We start from the raw sequence: 16,848 nt of genomic DNA on the forward strand, positions 1-16,848 counted from the left end.
AAAAATTGCTAAAAATTAAAGGAGCACCTTCGCGCTCCTTTTTTAATTATATATGATGTCATTTTATTTATCGTCATCATCATCTGACTCCTCATTCTTTTCGGGAATGTCCACAATAGGATCGTTGTATTCAGAATCATCATAGTCATCCTCATCAAACTTAGCCATAGTATGTTCAAGACGGGTACTCACTTTTACCAGGTAAACAGTATCTTCTGTTCGTACCTCTACCGCATCTACAGTTTCGTTCTTGGCATTCTTGAAAGAGATAACGTGGTCATCATCATATCCATCAGGATACTTGTCTACCAACAGGCTTAAAATTTCAGGAGTGAGCTTTTTGTAATCTACGATTATCCTTTTCATAGTATAATTGGTTTATGCAAGTATAAATAAAAAAGTAAATTATCAAAAAACATAATTATTAATTATTTTTTCTTTCAAGATATTAATAATCAGTTGTTTGAATAGAAGTCAAATGCTTTGTCCAAAAGCTGGTCTGGTACAATGATGTCTATTACTGGCTTGGCGATATCCTTAAGAAGAACAAAATTAACGTTGCCCTTCTCATTCTTTTTATCAAATTTTAAAAGGTTCTTTATTTCTGATATCTCATCGGAATTGAATTCTTCTTTTCCATAAAGATCTGTGATCACTTTGGATACTTGTTCCAGCTTTCTTTGAGGAAAGCCTTCAAGTTCAGTAGATAAAAAAGTTTCAAGGATCATTCCCGCAGCGATCGCTTCCCCATGAAGTAATTTGCTCCGGTTGGGACTGGTTAAACAGAAAGATTCTATGGCATGACCAAGGGTGTGACCATAATTAAGGGTTTTTCGTAGGTTTTTTTCATAAGGATCTTCCTTCACTACTTTTGCTTTGATATCTACAGATTCCCTGATGATCTCATCTAGATCTGAAAGATCAAGATTTGCCAGATCGGTCACCTTATTCCAGTACTCTTCATTCGCAATAAGCCCATGTTTTAAAATTTCTGCAAGTCCGCTTCTCATTTCCTTAGAAGAAAGCGTTTGGAGAAATGCTGAATCTATCAGGACCATTTCAGGCTGAATAATAACACCGATCTGATTTTTTAGATTCCCCAGATCTACGCCTGTTTTACCTCCAACCGAAGCATCTACCATGGCCAAAAGGGTAGTGGGAACATTAATGAATGGTATGCCTCTTTTAAAAGTGGAAGCAACAAAACCACCCAAGTCGGTTACAACGCCACCGCCAAGGTTAATCATCAGGCTTTTCCGGTCTGCGCCCAGTTCAGATAGTACGTTCCATACTCCTTCACAGGTTTGAAGGTTCTTAAATTCTTCACCTGCTTCAATTTCGATCACCTCTGTAACGATATCTTTTTCCAGATTTTGTAGAAATTTAGAAAGACAGCATGAATGTGTATTACTATCCACCAAGATGAAAATTTTAGAAGGCTCCTCTTTTCTCAAAAATTCATTGAGTTTTAAGTAGGCATTTTCAGCATAAAGAACAGGGTTTAGGGAGACGGGAAAATCATTCATTTTATTAGCATTTATGCGGGGGAAATTAAATAGAATTTATGAATTAAATCATATTCAATAATTATATTTGCTCGGTTAATAATTAGAGATGATAAGAAAGAAAATATTCAACAATACAAAATCGGCTTTTAAATTAAAGTCTAATACTGAACTTGACAGAGCAATATTCCTCTTTAGTATGATGAACCGTCCAACCCTGGTAAAAGCAGGTACGGCTCTTACTAAATTATCACTTAAGCTTCATCTACCTGTTGAAACTCTAATTAAAAAGACCATTTTCGAGCAGTTTTGTGGGGGTGTGACCGAAGAGGATTGCAAACCGGTTACCAATGAGATGTATGATGAAAATCTACACAGTATTTTGGATTATTCTGTGGAAGGCAAGAAAACTGAGGAGGAGTTCGATGCGGCAATGAGAAAGAAACTAAGCCTTATTGAATATGCCAAAGGAAGAGAAGAAGTTCCGTTTGCCATGTTTAAGCCAACCGGGATTGGTAGGTTTGAGATTTGGGAAAAAGTAAGTGAAAAAATCAACCTTTCTGAAGATGAGAAAGAAGAGTGGGAGAGGGTTAAAAAACGTGTTGATACTCTATGCAGCAAGGCACATGAATTAAACGTGAGATTGTATGCAGATGGAGAAGAAACCTGGATGCAGACTGCCGCTGATGACCTTATGGAAGAAATGATGCGGAAGTATAACACCGGAGAAAAGGTAATTATTTACAATACCCTTCAATGTTATCGCTGGGATCGTCTAGATTATTTAAAAGAACTGCACGAAAAAGCGAAGAAAGAAGGATTCAAAATTGGCGCCAAGATCGTAAGGGGTGCCTATATGGAAAAGGAAAACGCCAGGGCTAAAAAACTGGGATATCCCTCTCCAATTTGCGAAAGTAAAGAGGCAACAGACGTTAATTTCAATAGTACCCTTTCTTATTGTCTTAATCACCTGGAAGAGATTTCAGTGTTCATTGGTACCCATAATGAAGTGAGTAGTTACCTGGGATTACAGATCATGGAAGATAAAGGTTTGTCTATAGATGATGAGCGAATCTGGTTTAGTCAGCTATACGGGATGAGTGACCATATTAGCTATAATCTCGCCAGGAAAGGATATAATGCGGTGAAACTGGTTCCTTTCGGCCCGGTGAGAGATGTGGTACCTTACCTTTTAAGAAGAGCACAGGAAAATACTTCAGTGAAGGGTCAAACAGGAAGGGAACTATCCTTATTACGCGAGGAGAGAAAAAGGCGTAAAGGTGATGAATCTACAAAACACCATCGAGAATAACTAAGCAATGCGGTGGTTTGCAAAATTTGTTTTTTTTAATGTATTGGGCTGGAAGCTCGAGAACAATTTTGATCCTGCCGTAAAGAAATGTGTGGTAATTGTTGCTCCACATACTGCTTCTTTCGATTTCCTTATTGGAATTCTCGTACGTAAGATCATGGACGTTCAGATCAATTTTGTGGGGAAACAGGAGCTGTTTAAACCTCCATTTGGCTGGTATTTCAAAATGGTAGGTGGTGCACCAATAGATAGGAGTGGTAAAAAGAAAAAGGTTGATGCAATAGCCAAAATATTCAGGGAGAGAGAAGTGTTCAGACTAGCGATGTCACCCGAGGGAACCCGACAGAAAACTGAAAAATGGAGAACGGGATTCTATTATATCGCTCTAAAGGCTGAAGTGCCAATTATTAGGGTCTCATTCGACTATGGCGTTAAAAAAGTAAAAATCTCCGAGCCTTTCTGGCCTTCCGGAGATTTTGATAAAGATTATAAGGAGATATTCAGTTATTATAATGGAGTTCAGGGAAAGATCCCTGAGAACTTTTAATTAGTCTTTGGTTTCTTCAGAAGATTCCATAGTGTGATATACATTTTGTACATCATCATCTTCCTCCAGTTTTTCCAATAATTTTTCTACTTCTTCGGTTTGTTCTGCATTAAGACTTTTAGTCACTTGTGGGATCCTTTCAAATCCCGAAGAAAGTATTTCGATTTCACGATTTTCAAGTTCTTTCTGAATGGCTCCAAAATATTCGAAAGGTGCATAAATATGAATTCCATCTTCATCTTCAAATACTTCTTCAGCTCCAAAATCTATCAGTTCTAATTCTAGTTCCTCTGGGTCTATACCTTCAGAATTGATCCTGAAATTACAGGTATGATCGAACATGAATTCAACAGATCCGGAAGTTCCCAGGTTTCCGTCGCACTTATTAAAATGGGACCTAATGTTTGCTACGGTACGGTTATTATTGTCTGTTGCTGTTTCTACTAAAATGGCTATTCCATGCGGCGCATAGCCTTCAAAAAGCACTACCTTATAATCTCCCTGTGATTTATCGGAAGCACGTTTTATTGCTCTTTCGATATTATCTTTAGGCATATTAACGCTTTTCGCGTTTTGAATAACAGCCCGCAGTTTAGCATTTGTATCTGGGTCTGGTCCACCTTCCTTCACAGCCATCACTATATCTTTACCAATTCTGGTAAATGCCTTGGCCATTGCAGACCAGCGTTTCATTTTTCGTGCTTTTCGGAATTCAAATGCTCTTCCCATGGTAGATCAAAATTAGACTCGGGCAAAAATATAAAAAAAGCTCCTAAAACACATTGTAAAATTAGGAGCTGATTTTAAGGAGTTATACAGGCTTTTAATTTGCCTCGATTATTTCTTCTATGGTTCGGGCTAACTTGAAATCTTTCTCAGTGACACCATCTGCATCATGAGTAGATAAAGAAATCTCCAGCTGATTATAAACATTTCCCCAATTAGGGTGATGCTGCTGGGCTTCCGCCTCAAAAGCTATTCTGGTCATTACCGTAAAGGCTTCCTTAAAATTCTCAAATTGAAAGGAAGTATGAATGGCTTGTTTCGAGTAAGTCCATCCGTCAAGATCTTTTAATTTAATTTGAATCTCGTCATCAGATAATTTTTTCATTGTCTTTATCTTTTGGTTATACTTAAAGGTAGAAATTAAGCACTGAAATAAAAGAAGATCCCTATTCTTTATTATAAGATTAACAGCAGTCAGGCCTTGGTGGAAGCTTGAATTACCTGGCTAATCGAGATCTGAAGATTCTTTGGTAATTTATTGTCCTTAGGCAGGACCGCCAGGAACCTGTCATAATTTGAATCATACACATTCTTAAAAAGTGGATTTTCGTAACCCATTTCTGTACATAGATCTTGAATAAAATCCCTTTGATGGATAAGATCTGTACTTCCCAGATGGAATACGCCCTGCCGGTTTCTGTTAATGATATAATGCACCTGCTGAGTAACCTTTAAAATTTCGGTAGCATTAATAACCACATTAGGGAATACCTCCAGGGATTCTCCGAGATCAAGAATTGTTTGAATTTCCTTGATCCTGGGAGAGGATTTTCCGAATACCATGGGTAAACGAAGGATATTGTATTGATGGTTAGGTAATCTTAATAACGCGTTTTCGATCTTAATTTTAAACCTCCCATAAACGCTAAGACTTAGAGTTTTGTCATATTCATAAGAGGGGAAGTTAGTGAAAGCATCGAAAACATTGGCAGAACTTATAAAGATAAGTTTTGCATTATGCTTAATTATATGGTTAATTATTGAAAAATGAGTGGCGATCTGTGCGTCAAAATTTCCTCGAAGTGAGGAAATGATCACATCTGGTTTTAGATTTTCAAGCAGAATCTCGATATTTTCAGTCTCCATATCGAAGTGATGAAACTGATGATTGGCTTCGAAAAACTCATTTTCAGTAAAATAGGTTCCATGAGTATCAAAATAGGAGCATAGCTCTTTATATAAGGCATTGCCTATAAATCCGCTAGCTCCTAAGATGAGTATTCGTTTCAAATAAATTAGCCTTTATAGAAGGGCAGCTTTACCTGAGTAGCAGGAACTACTTTTTTTCTTATCTGAATTGAAATTTTATTTCCTACTCCTGCTATCTCGGTTGGTACATATCCCAGCCCAATTCCTTTTTCAAGTGATGGAGACATGGTTCCCGAAGTTACTACTCCAATTTTCTTACCATTTTCGTCTACAATATCATAACCCTGGCGAGGAATTCCTCTTTCATCCAGTTCAAAAGCTATAAGTTTACGTGCTGGTCCGTTTTCCTTTTGTTTTTTTAGCTCTTCGCTATTGATGAATTCCTTTGTGAACTTGGTGATCCAGCCAAGGCCAGCTTCAATAGGTGAAGTAGTGTCATCTATATCGTTTCCATATAGACAATAACCCATTTCCAGTCTTAAGGTATCCCTTGCTGCAAGGCCTATTGGCTTAATTCCAAAATCCTTACCAGCATTCATAACCGCATCCCAGATTTGCTCGGCATCTTCATTTCTGAAATAGATCTCGAATCCACCGCTTCCTGTATAACCGGTAGCTGAAACGATCACCTTGTCTACATTGGCAAAAGTTCCCATTTCAAAAGTATAGAATTTCATATTTACCAGATCAATATCTGTTAGGGACTGCATTGCTTCAGCAGCTTTTGGCCCCTGAATGGCGAGTAAAGACATTTCATCACTCATGTCTCTCATAGTAGCATCCATCGTGTTATGATGTGCTATCCAGTTCCAGTCCTTTTCGATATTGGAGGCGTTTACCACCAGTAAATATTTTTCAGAATCTATCCTGTAAATTATAAGGTCGTCAACGATACCACCATCATCATTTGGCATACATGAATATTGTGCCTTTCCATCTACGAGTTTTGACGCATCGTTCGAGCTTATCTTCTGGATCAAATCAAGAGCATTTTCTCCTGAAATTAGAAATTCACCCATATGGGAAACGTCGAATACACCAAGATCTTTTCTCACCGTTTCATGTTCAATGTTTACTCCTTCATAAGATACAGGCATGTTGAACCCGGCAAAAGGGACCATTTTTGCATTCAATTCTTTATGCTTTTCAGATAGGGCTATTTCTTTCATTATTTTCAAAAATTTGCGCAAATTTATTCAATTCGGGAAGAATACAATATTTATTTGGGCTTTTTATGGATTTATATTTAAACTGAATTCTTAAGTTTATAGGTGAACAGCAGAAGATTTAAAAGTTTATGAAAATACTAAGCGCGGAGCAACTCTCTCAAGCTGATAAAGAGACTATAAAAAAGCAGGAAATTTCTTCAGAAGGATTGATGGAAAGGGCGGCTACCCTTGTTTTTAATGAAATACATAAAAGGCTTGAAGGTGCTCCAATTCCAATTAAGATATTCTGCGGAATAGGGAATAATGGGGGAGATGGATTGGTGATCGCCCGGCATCTTGTTCAGCATGGATATCATGTAAATGTCTATATCGTAAATTATAGCGATAAAAGGTCAGACGATTTTCTTTCCAATTATGAGAAATTGAAAGAAGTTACTGATGACTGGCCGGAAATGATCAAAAATGAAGCAAATTTCCCGGAAATACGAACTGGAGATTTTGTAATTGACGCGATTTTTGGAATAGGATTGAACAGGCCAATAGAGGGCTGGGTTGCTAAACTTGTAGAACACATTAATAATTCGCAAGCATTTACTCTTGCAATTGACATGCCTAGTGGCTTGTTTTCTGATAAGGCTCCAGGCGAAAATGCTTCTATCATTGAAGCTGATTTCACACTGAGCTTCCAGACTCCAAAGCTGGTGTTTTTTCTTCCCGCTACTATGGATTATGTAGGAAATCTTCAAATTCTGGATATAGGACTTGATAAACAATTTTTGGCTAAAGTTGATTCAAACTACAGGTTGATCAATAAAGAAGAGGCTATTCAATTGTATAAACCTCGAAAAACAAATACCCATAAAGGAGATTATGGTCACGCCCTTATAATTGGGGGGAGTTATGGTAAAATCGGGAGCGTGCTTCTTACGGCTACTTCGGCCTTAAGAACCGGAAGCGGTTTGTGTAGTCTTTATATTCCAAAATGTGGCTATGATATCGTTCAAACCGCCTTGCCTGAAGCCATGGTTTTGACAGATAAGGAGAACCATTTGCTGAATGCTTATCCCAACACATTTGATGCTGATGTAGTATGTTTTGGAATGGGAGTGGGAACTTCAAACAAAGCTAAAGCAGCCCTGGAAGACCTATTGAATTCAGTGAATAGTCCTGTGGTAATCGATGCAGACGGGTTGAACTTACTGGCACAAAATAAATCCCTTATAGACCTACTTCCTGAAAATTCTGTTCTTACTCCACATCCTGGAGAACTTCAGAGATTGATTGGGAGCTGGAAAGATGATTTTGAAAAACTTGAACTGGTTAGATCTTTCAGTAAAAAATATAAAATTATAGTGGTGGTAAAAGGAGCTCATTCTTTTATAATTCAGGGAGATAATGTTTATATCAATAATTCCGGTAATCCGGGAATGGCGACAGCGGGTAGTGGTGATGTGCTATCTGGAGTGATCACCTCTCTTATCGGTCAGGGTTATGACCCTGTTATTGCATCGATTCTCGGAGTTTTCTTACATGGTAGATCTGGAGATATAGCAGCGAAAGAAATGGGATTTGAAGGAGTGCTGGCTGGTGAAATAGCAAGCAATATGGGGAAGGCGATAAAAGAACTGTATACCTAAGTTTTAGATGATTCAGAAAAAAATTAAGAATTGTTGAAATTCTTTCTATTTAAACTTCTATTTATTTGGAATCTTTTATCTGAAATAAGATTTTTGCAATCCACAAAATAACTGGTAAAATGCAAAATCATCATTATATAAGTTCCGCAGTTTTAGATCTTGTAGATATACATGATATTATTAAAAACAAGAAAAAGCTGGCTTTAAGTGATGAGTCTAGATTAAATATTCAGAAATCCAGAGAATATCTGGACCTGAAAATAAAAGACAGTGACACACCGGTTTATGGAATAAACACTGGATTCGGTGCGCTTTGTAATGTAAAGATCACTTCAGAAAAGCTAACCGAACTTCAGGAAAATTTGGTTCGATCTCATGCATGTGGTACTGGAGATAGGGTTTCCAAGCCTATCATTAAATTGATGTTATTACTTAAGATACAGTCTTTAAGCTACGGAAATTCAGGAGTTGCCATTGGAACTGTAGAACGCCTTATAGAACTTTTTAATAATGATTTTTTACCGGTAATTTACGAGCAGGGTTCTCTGGGAGCTTCTGGTGATCTTGCTCCATTAGCCCATCTTGCTTTGCCTTTAATTGGCGATGGTGAAATCTATTTTGAAGATCAGGTTATTTCCGGTAAGGAATTGCTTGAGAAAATGGACTGGAATCCGGTAAAGCTTCAAAGTAAAGAAGGTCTTGCATTATTGAACGGAACCCAGTTTATGAGTGCTCACGGGGTTTATGCCTTACTCAAGGCTTATAAGCTTTCGTACATGGCTGATCTGATTGGTTCAATTTCCATAGATGCTTTCGATTGTAATCTTTCACCTTATGATGAACTGGTTCATCTGGTAAGGCCGCATAGGGGACAGGTGAAAACAGCAGAGAGAATAAGAAATTTTCTTGCCGGTAGTGAAATTGCCGAATCTGAAAAAGATAATGTGCAGGATCCTTATTCTTTCAGGTGTATTCCACAGGTGCACGGAGCATCCAAGGATACGTTATCCTTTGTAAGAAAAACCTTGAAAACCGAAATTAATTCGGTAACAGATAATCCAAATATTTTCATTGAAGCAGATAAGATCATTTCTGGTGGTAACTTTCATGGACAACCATTAGCACTAGGTCTGGATTATCTTGCGATCGCTCTGTCTGAATTGGCAAATATTTCAGAAAGAAGAATATACCAGCTTGTTTCTGGATTGAGAGGGCTTCCTAATTTCCTTGTGGAAAATCCTGGATTGAATAGCGGATTTATGATCCCGCAATATACGGCAGCAAGTATTGTTAGTCAGAATAAGCAATTATCAAGTCCAGCTTCGATCGATTCGATCGTGTCATCTAATGGCCAGGAAGATCATGTGAGTATGGGGGCTAATAGTGCTACAAAACTTTTGAAGGTAGTAGAGAACCTTAATTCAGTATTGGCTATAGAATTATTTAATGCTTCCCAGGCTATTCATTTTAGAGAGCCGGCAAAAACTTCAGATCAATTAACTGAAGTTATTGATAATTTCAGGGAAACTGTTCCTGTTCTTACAGAAGACAGGACGATGGCACCTTACATTCAAAAGGCTAAAAAGTTTGTTGAAGATTTCGAAATTGAAGATTTTCTTGACTAGATCCTTGTTTTGATCCATTCTACCGCTTCTTCCAGAGTTTGAAATACCTTAAAGCAATTACTGTTTCTGTAAAACTTTTTTTCAACCTCTTCAGCGTTACGGCGTGTAATTTCGTTTTCGCTGACCACGGCAATTGCTTTAAGGTTGAATTTATTTGCAGACTCAAAGTATACCATAGGATCTACAGCGTAGGAGTTGACCCTATGTGAAATATATCCGTAATTTTCGTCTTTGAATATTTGAGAGCCCAGCTCAAGAAGCTTTTGATTCGATTCAACGTCAAAAAGAATCCCTTCGTTAAGCTTAGCGATTAAAATATTTTCGTGTATATAGACTGATCCAAAGTCTAATTCAATCTCCTTAGGTAGCATTTTGTGTAGGGTCTAAAAACACCCGTAAATTAAATTAATAATCAGGGAAAATATATAATAAAAAGCCACCTTTTTTAAAGTGGCTCTTTATCTTGTTTATATTGAATTTACTAAGATTCGGTTTCTTTAATTGATTTTTCAATTGATATAGTCAACTCCTTCTTATTTTCATCCAGGTCCATTTTGATCACGTCTCCTTCTTTTAATTTCGAATTAATGATCTCTTCGGCCAGGGCATCTTCAATATATTTCTGAATTGCACGATTCAAAGGTCTTGCACCATATTGTTTATCGAAACCTTTTTCAGCGATAAAATCTTTGGCTTTGTCGCTTAGGCTTAAGTCATATCCAAGACCATGAATTCTCTCAAATAATTTTTCTAATTCGATATTGATGATCTTGTGAATATGCTCTCTCTCCAAAGTATTGAAAATTACCACATCATCAATACGGTTCAGAAATTCCGGAGCAAAGGCCTTCTTTAGAGCATTCTCAATAACACTTCTGGCATTGTCATCTACCTGAGATTTCTGGGCCGAAGTTCCAAAACCAACACCCTGTCCAAAATCTTTAAGTTTTCTCGCTCCAATATTAGAGGTCATTATGATGATTGTATTTCTAAAATCTATTTTTCTACCTAAACTATCTGTCAGGTATCCATCATCCAGAACCTGTAACAACATATTGAATACATCGGGGTGGGCTTTTTCAACCTCATCGAGTAGTATTACTGCATATGGCTTTCTTCTAACCTTTTCAGTCAGCTGGCCACCTTCTTCATAACCTACATATCCCGGAGGTGCTCCAATTAAACGAGATACCGCAAATTTTTCCATGTATTCACTCATGTCTATTCGAATAAGTGCGTCATCATTGTCGAATAGTTCACGAGCAAGTACTTTGGCTAACTGGGTTTTTCCAACTCCGGTTTGGCCTAAGAAAATAAATGAGCCAATAGGTTTATTAGGGTCTTTTAGACCGGCCCGGTTACGTTGAATTGCCTTAACAACCTTACCTACAGCTTCATCCTGACCAATTACTTTTCCTTTGATTTTCTTCGGAAGCTCTACCAATTTATTGCTTTCGGTTTGAGCTATTCTATTTACTGGAATTCCTGTCATCATGGAAACCACATCGGCAACATTATCATCTGAAACCGTTTCCTTGTGTTTCTTAGATTCCTCTTCCCATTTCTCCTGAGCGATGCTTAATTCTTTTTCAAGATTTTTTTCATCATCCCTTAATTTGGCTGCTTCTTCGTATTTCTGCTTTTTAACAACAGAATTTTTGCTTTCTCTTACTTCCTCAAGCTTCCTTTCCAGTTCTAGGATCTGTTTTGGAACATCGATATTTGTAATATGAACCCGGGATCCAGCTTCATCTAAAGCATCGATTGCCTTATCTGGAAGGAATCTGTCTGTCATATATCTATTCGTTAACGTAACGCAAGCATGAATAGCTTCATCTGTATATCGAACATTATGATGTTCTTCGTATTTATTCTTGATATTATTCAGAATCTCGATAGTTTCCTCCACCGTAGTTGGTTCTACGATCACTTTTTGAAATCTCCTTTCAAGAGCTCCGTCCTTTTCAATATACTGCCTGTACTCATCCAGGGTAGTGGCACCAATGCATTGAATTTCGCCCCTGGCCAGAGCAGGTTTAAACATATTGCTGGCGTCTAAACTTCCTGTTGCTCCTCCGGCACCAACGATGGTATGAATCTCATCGATGAAAAGAATAATATCGTCATTCTTTTCGAGTTCATTCATCACCGCCTTCATGCGTTCCTCGAACTGACCGCGATATTTCGTGCCTGCCACTAAGCTGGCAAGATCCAGGGTAACCACTCTTTTATCAAAGAGGATTCTAGAAACTTTACGCTTCACAATACGCAAAGCAAGACCTTCTGCGATGGCAGATTTTCCTACACCTGGCTCCCCAATTAATAGGGGGTTGTTTTTCTTTCTTCTGCTTAGAATTTGAGAAACCCTTTCAATTTCTTTTTCCCGCCCCACTACAGGGTCAAGTTTGTCTGCTTCGGCTAACGCAGTAAGGTCTCTACCGAAATTATCTAAAACTGGTGTTTTAGATTTTTTCGAAGTCTTTCCTGTGCTACCGCTTCCGCTGAAAGGATTCTCTCTGGTGGCTTCATCTCCACCGTCATCATCTGAAAACGATTCTGCCGACGGGCTGTCAGAGAAATCATCTTCATCGCTGGCGATCATATATTTAAACTGATCTTTTACTCCGTCGTAATCAATTTTCAATTTATTAAGTAGTTTAGTTGTAGGGTCGTTTTCGTTTCTTAATATACATAGCAACAAATGCGCAGTATTGATATTGGAACTCTGGAAAAGCTTTGCTTCCAGAAATGTTGTTTTCAATGCGCGTTCAGCCTGCCTGGTTAAGTGCAGGTTTCTTTTCTCGTTACTAATAGTGACTGTATTAGGATTGGCAGGACTTAGAATTTCAACCTTACGTCTCAAATGACTAAGGTCAACGTCTAAAGCGGTTAATATATCTATGGCCTTGCCATCGCCATCTCTCAGCAAACCAAGCATAAGATGCTCTGTCCCTATAAAATCGTGACCAAGTCTTAATGCCTCCTCTTTACTGTAAGCAATAACGTCTTTTACTCTTGGTGAAAAATTATCATCCATTTTATCTTCCTTTCTCAAATTTTATTTTCACTCGAATTAGGTCAAAAACTGTACCTAATAAGGAGTTAGTAGCTAAGTGACAAAATTACTTTCAATTTTCAAAGTGTAAAATAGTGAACTTATTAACCAAAACACAATAAAAATTTGTTAATAAAAAGAAGGTGAACTAAGGCCTGAGTACCTATAAAAAACGATAAAATATGTAAATTGCCCCTTAGATTTTTTGAGATAAATTAAATTTTTAAGTATGGCTGAAGGAGAAAAGCTAATTCCTATCAACATTGAAGATGAAATGAAATCAGCCTACATCGATTATTCGATGTCGGTCATTGTGTCACGTGCACTACCAGATGTACGGGACGGGTTAAAACCAGTACACAGAAGGGTTTTGTACGGAATGTACGAACTGGGAGTTCTCTCCAATAGGGCATATAAAAAATCTGCCAGGATTGTAGGGGAAGTACTTGGTAAGTATCACCCACATGGCGATTCTTCTGTTTATGATACCATGGTGAGAATGGCTCAGCACTGGAGTATGCGTTATATGCTTGTAGATGGACAGGGTAACTTTGGTTCAGTTGATGGAGATAGTCCCGCGGCAATGCGTTATACAGAGGCAAGAATGCGTAAGATTAGTGAGGATATGCTTGCTGATATAGATAAAGAGACCGTTGATACCCAGCTTAACTTTGATGACTCTTTAAGTGAGCCAGTAGTGATGCCAACCAGGGTGCCAAATCTTCTGGTTAATGGAGCAAGTGGTATCGCCGTAGGTATGGCTACCAATATGCCACCGCACAACCTTTCTGAAGTAATCGATGGAACCGTGGCTTATATCGATAACAACGATATTGAGATTGACGAATTGATCGAACACATCAAAGCGCCAGATTTTCCTACCGGCGGAATTATTTATGGCTATGATGGGGTTAGAGAGGCATTTAAAACAGGTCGTGGACGTGTAGTAATGCGCGCAAAATCTCATATGGAAGAGGTGAACGGAAGGGAATACCTTGTGATCACTGAAATTCCTTATCAGGTGAACAAGGCTGATATGATCAAGAAAACAGCCGACCTGGTTAATGAAAAGAAAATAGAAGGGATAAGTCTTATTAGGGATGAGTCTGACCGTAACGGGATGCGAATCGTCTACCAGCTTAAAAGAGATGCAATTCCTAATATCGTTCTTAATACATTATTTAAGCACACTGCTTTGCAGTCTTCCTTCAGTGTAAATAATATTGCCCTGGTGAATGGAAGACCTGAGATGTTGAATCTTAAGGATATTATCCATCATTTCGTAGAGCACAGGCATGATGTGGTAGTTCGTAGAACTGAATTTGAACTTAGAAAGGCCAAGGATCGTGCTCATATCCTGGAAGGTTTAATTATTGCTTCTGATAATATAGACGAAGTAATTGCACTTATAAGGGCATCTTCGAATGCTGATGAAGCCAGAAACAAGTTGATGGAGCGCTTTGAACTTTCTGAGGTTCAGGCTAAGGCCATCGTGGAAATGAGGTTAAGGCAACTTACCGGTCTGGAGCAGGATAAGTTAAGAGCTGAATATGACGACATTCTTAAATTGATTGAAGATCTTGAGGATATTCTGGCCCGTAAGGAGCGAAGAATGCAGGTGATCAAGGATGAACTGATAGAGGTTAAGGAGAAGTACGGTGATGAAAGACGTTCTCAAATAGAATATGCCGGAGGAGATCTAAGTATTGAAGATATGATCCCAGATGAGAGAGTAGTAATTACCATTTCTCACGCAGGATACATTAAAAGAACTTCACTTACCGAGTATAAAACACAGAATAGAGGAGGAGTTGGTCAGAAAGGAACAAATACAAGAAATGAAGATTTCCTGGAATATTTGTTTGTTGGGACTAACCACCAGTATATGTTATTCTTCACTCAAAATGGTAAGTGTTACTGGATGAGGGTATATGAAATTCCTGAGGGAAGTAAGGCTTCGAAAGGAAGAGCTATTCAAAATCTTATCAATATTGAGCCGGAGGATAAAGTGAATGCGTTTATCTGTACTCAGGATCTTAAAGATGAAGAGTATGTAAACAATCATTTCGTGATCATGGCTACTAAGAAAGGTCAGGTTAAAAAGACCAGACTGGAAAGATATTCTCGCCCTCGTACCAACGGAATTAACGCGATCACTATCAAAGAGGGTGATGAACTTCTTGAAGCGAAACTTACTACAGGAAATAGCCAGGTGATGCTTGGTCTAAAAAGTGGTAAGGCAATTCGATTTGAGGAGAGCAAAACCAGGCCAATGGGAAGAAACGCATCTGGAGTTAGAGGTATAACCCTAGCCGATGATAACGATGAAGTTGTAGGGATGATCTCTGTAAACGATTTTGAATCTGATATCCTTGTAGTTTCTGAAAATGGATATGGTAAACGTTCAAGTTTAGAAGACTACCGTATTACTAACAGAGGAGGAAAGGGAGTTAAAACCATTTCGGTTACCGAGAAGACAGGACAACTTGTCGCTATTAAGAATGTTTCCGATGTAGATGATCTAATGATCATTAATAAATCGGGTATCGTTATACGTATGGCTGTAGAAGATCTACGCGTAATGGGCCGTGCAACCCAGGGTGTTAGGTTAATTAACTTAAAAGGGAACGATGCTATCGCTGCAGTGGCAAAAGTACTTCATGATGAGGATGATGTAGACAACATGGAAGATGCCGAAAAGCCCGTAGGCAGCGAAGAATCGGCAAATGGCACAACTATTGTAGATGATAGTGAAGAATAATTAAATAAACCAAAATAACAATGAGAACTAATATTTTGACAGCAGCAGCAGTTTCATTTCTAACCATGACTGCAGTTGCGCAAAAAGATCAAGTAAAAAATGCTGAAGATGCCCTAGAAGACGGGAATTATGCTGAAGCGAAAGCTCAACTTCAGGTAGCCGAGGCTAATCTTAGCGAACTTAATGATAGATGGCAGGAGAATTTCTACCTGTATAAGGGTAAAGCGTACATGGGGAATGGAACCGATGCTTCTTCTGAAGATATGAAAACAGCGGCTGAAGCTCTTAAAAAAGCTTCAGAGATGGGAAGCGAAGAGGCTACCGAGGCTCTCGCAAACCTGAAGAACAATCTAATTCAAAGTGCGATTGCAGATCAGAATAAGCAAGAGTATGCTTCTGCAGCCGATAAGCTTTATACCAGCTACGAATTAAGTAAAACAGATACTATTTACCTTTATTATGCAGCTAATAACCTAGTTCAGGCTGAAGATTATGATAAGGCTGTAGAATATCTAGAGACTTTAAATGAACTTGATTACGATGGTTCAGGAAAAGCTTATACTGCGGTAAATGTTGAAAGTGGAGAGCGTGAAAACCTTGGATCTCAGCAACAAATGGATCTAATGATCAAAACTGAACAATATAAAGAACCTAAGGTAGAAGATATTCCTTCTAAAAAAGGTGATATTGCCCAGTTGATCGCTAGAATCTACATTAGCCAGAAGCAGTATGATAAAGCAATCGCTGCAATGGATAAAGCTAAATCTACAAACCCAGATGACATGAGTCTTCTACAAGCAGAAGCTAACATGTACTACCAGATGGGAGAAAAAGATAAAGCTAGAGAAATCCTTGAGGAAGTTGCAGAAAAAGATCCTTCAGATCCATCAACTTTCAACAATATTGGATTGATGTATGCAGAGATCAACGATAACGAAAAAGCTGTTGAATTTTATGAAAAGGCTCTTGCTAAAGATCCTGAATTCAACCAGGCCAGAGTTAACATGATCGCAGCCAAATTAGCCGCTGAGAAAAAGATTATTGATGAAATGAATGGTCTTGGAATGAGTAAAGCTGATAATGAGCGTTACGAAGAATTGGATGCTGAAAGAAAAGAACTTTACAAGACTGTACTTCCAGATCTTGAAAAAGCAATGGAGGTAGATCCAGAGAATAAAGACATCATTCAAACAGCAATGAACCTTTATTCTAATCTCGGAAACCAGGAAAGAGTAGAGGAGCTTAAAGCTAAGATGTAAGAAGTAATAACTTCAACAAAAAAAAACCCGCTGAAAATTCAGC

Annotated in this window: 14 protein-coding genes; 6 read left to right on the plus strand and 8 right to left on the minus strand. The window is 38.2% G+C overall.

Annotated elements, in window-relative coordinates; genetic code table 11:
* Positions 1-63: 63 nt before the first annotated feature.
* The gene (locus tag ML462_RS07505) at positions 64-366 is read right to left on the minus strand and encodes a hypothetical protein (RefSeq protein WP_240713191.1); all 303 of its coding nucleotides are present in this window, start codon (positions 364-366) and stop codon (positions 64-66) included.
* Between the two features lie 89 nt (positions 367-455).
* Complete coding sequence (aroB, locus tag ML462_RS07510) at positions 456-1,526, minus strand: 3-dehydroquinate synthase (RefSeq protein WP_240713192.1); 1,071 nt, start codon at positions 1,524-1,526, stop codon at positions 456-458.
* An 88-nt stretch (positions 1,527-1,614) separates the two neighbouring features.
* Between aroB and ML462_RS07515 the strand changes: the two genes are divergently transcribed.
* On the plus strand, positions 1,615-2,817 hold the full coding sequence (locus ML462_RS07515) for a proline dehydrogenase family protein (RefSeq protein ID WP_240713193.1): 1,203 nt from the start codon (positions 1,615-1,617) through the stop codon (positions 2,815-2,817).
* A gap of 7 nt (positions 2,818-2,824) precedes the next feature.
* The gene (locus tag ML462_RS07520) at positions 2,825-3,364 is read left to right on the plus strand and encodes a 1-acyl-sn-glycerol-3-phosphate acyltransferase (RefSeq protein ID WP_240713194.1); all 540 of its coding nucleotides are present in this window, start codon (positions 2,825-2,827) and stop codon (positions 3,362-3,364) included.
* On the opposite strand, the gene ML462_RS07525 is transcribed toward ML462_RS07520, so the two are convergent.
* The 4 genes from ML462_RS07525 to gcvT form a co-directional block, all read right to left on the minus strand.
* Positions 3,365-4,093: a YebC/PmpR family DNA-binding transcriptional regulator gene (locus ML462_RS07525; RefSeq protein ID WP_240713195.1), complete on the minus strand. Its 729-nt coding sequence runs from the start codon at positions 4,091-4,093 to the stop codon at positions 3,365-3,367.
* Positions 4,094-4,187: 94 nt separating this feature from the next.
* The gene (locus tag ML462_RS07530) at positions 4,188-4,475 is read right to left on the minus strand and encodes a 4a-hydroxytetrahydrobiopterin dehydratase (RefSeq protein ID WP_240713196.1); all 288 of its coding nucleotides are present in this window, start codon (positions 4,473-4,475) and stop codon (positions 4,188-4,190) included.
* A gap of 89 nt (positions 4,476-4,564) precedes the next feature.
* On the minus strand, positions 4,565-5,380 hold the full coding sequence (locus tag ML462_RS07535; protein WP_240713197.1) for a sugar nucleotide-binding protein: 816 nt from the start codon (positions 5,378-5,380) through the stop codon (positions 4,565-4,567).
* 5 nt (positions 5,381-5,385) lie between these two features.
* Positions 5,386-6,468, minus strand: a complete 1,083-nt coding sequence (gcvT, locus tag ML462_RS07540) for a glycine cleavage system aminomethyltransferase GcvT (protein ID WP_240713198.1) — start codon at positions 6,466-6,468, stop codon at positions 5,386-5,388.
* A 128-nt stretch (positions 6,469-6,596) separates the two neighbouring features.
* On the opposite strand from gcvT, the gene ML462_RS07545 reads away from it, so the two are divergent.
* Complete coding sequence (locus ML462_RS07545; RefSeq protein ID WP_240713199.1) at positions 6,597-8,105, plus strand: NAD(P)H-hydrate dehydratase; 1,509 nt, start codon at positions 6,597-6,599, stop codon at positions 8,103-8,105.
* A gap of 119 nt (positions 8,106-8,224) precedes the next feature.
* Positions 8,225-9,730 (plus strand): histidine ammonia-lyase, encoded by a 1,506-nt coding sequence (gene hutH, locus ML462_RS07550; protein WP_240713200.1) that lies wholly within the window; start codon positions 8,225-8,227, stop codon positions 9,728-9,730.
* On the opposite strand, the gene ML462_RS07555 is transcribed toward hutH, so the two are convergent.
* Entirely contained in the window at positions 9,727-10,101 is a 375-nt protein-coding gene (locus tag ML462_RS07555; RefSeq protein WP_240713201.1) for a DUF7793 family protein, read from the minus strand. The genes hutH and ML462_RS07555 overlap by 4 nt on opposite strands.
* 110 nt (positions 10,102-10,211) lie before the next feature.
* Complete coding sequence (locus ML462_RS07560; RefSeq protein ID WP_240713536.1) at positions 10,212-12,767, minus strand: ATP-dependent Clp protease ATP-binding subunit; 2,556 nt, start codon at positions 12,765-12,767, stop codon at positions 10,212-10,214.
* Positions 12,768-13,014: 247 nt separating this feature from the next.
* Between ML462_RS07560 and gyrA the strand changes: the two genes are divergently transcribed.
* Together gyrA and ML462_RS07570 are read left to right on the plus strand one after the other, a co-directional pair.
* A complete protein-coding gene (gyrA, locus tag ML462_RS07565) occupies positions 13,015-15,546 on the plus strand; it encodes a DNA gyrase subunit A (protein WP_240713202.1) in 2,532 nt (843 codons plus the stop codon).
* Between the two features lie 20 nt (positions 15,547-15,566).
* A complete protein-coding gene (locus ML462_RS07570; RefSeq protein WP_240713203.1) occupies positions 15,567-16,805 on the plus strand; it encodes a tetratricopeptide repeat protein in 1,239 nt (412 codons plus the stop codon).
* The last annotated feature ends 43 nt before the right edge of the window (positions 16,806-16,848 follow it).

Origin of the sequence: Christiangramia lutea (assembly GCF_022489035.1) — a bacterium.
GTDB classification, from domain to species: Bacteria; Bacteroidota; Bacteroidia; order Flavobacteriales; family Flavobacteriaceae; genus Christiangramia; species Christiangramia lutea.

Excerpts from the sequence above, each read along its gene's own strand:
- ML462_RS07505 (WP_240713191.1), bottom strand. The coding sequence starts at position 366 with ATGAAAAGGATAATCGTAGATTACAAAAAGCTCACTCCTGAAATTTTA.
- aroB (WP_240713192.1), bottom strand. The coding sequence starts at position 1,526 with ATGAATGATTTTCCCGTCTCCCTAAACCCTGTTCTTTATGCTGAAAAT.
- ML462_RS07515 (WP_240713193.1), top strand. The coding sequence starts at position 1,615 with ATGATAAGAAAGAAAATATTCAACAATACAAAATCGGCTTTTAAATTA.
- ML462_RS07520 (WP_240713194.1), top strand. The coding sequence starts at position 2,825 with ATGCGGTGGTTTGCAAAATTTGTTTTTTTTAATGTATTGGGCTGGAAG.
- ML462_RS07525 (WP_240713195.1), bottom strand. The coding sequence starts at position 4,093 with ATGGGAAGAGCATTTGAATTCCGAAAAGCACGAAAAATGAAACGCTGG.
- ML462_RS07530 (WP_240713196.1), bottom strand. The coding sequence starts at position 4,475 with ATGAAAAAATTATCTGATGACGAGATTCAAATTAAATTAAAAGATCTT.
- gcvT (WP_240713198.1), bottom strand. The coding sequence starts at position 6,468 with ATGAAAGAAATAGCCCTATCTGAAAAGCATAAAGAATTGAATGCAAAA.
- ML462_RS07545 (WP_240713199.1), top strand. The coding sequence starts at position 6,597 with ATGAAAATACTAAGCGCGGAGCAACTCTCTCAAGCTGATAAAGAGACT.
- hutH (WP_240713200.1), top strand. The coding sequence starts at position 8,225 with ATGCAAAATCATCATTATATAAGTTCCGCAGTTTTAGATCTTGTAGAT.
- ML462_RS07555 (WP_240713201.1), bottom strand. The coding sequence starts at position 10,101 with ATGCTACCTAAGGAGATTGAATTAGACTTTGGATCAGTCTATATACAC.
- ML462_RS07560 (WP_240713536.1), bottom strand. The coding sequence starts at position 12,767 with ATGGATGATAATTTTTCACCAAGAGTAAAAGACGTTATTGCTTACAGT.
- gyrA (WP_240713202.1), top strand. The coding sequence starts at position 13,015 with ATGGCTGAAGGAGAAAAGCTAATTCCTATCAACATTGAAGATGAAATG.
- ML462_RS07570 (WP_240713203.1), top strand. The coding sequence starts at position 15,567 with ATGAGAACTAATATTTTGACAGCAGCAGCAGTTTCATTTCTAACCATG.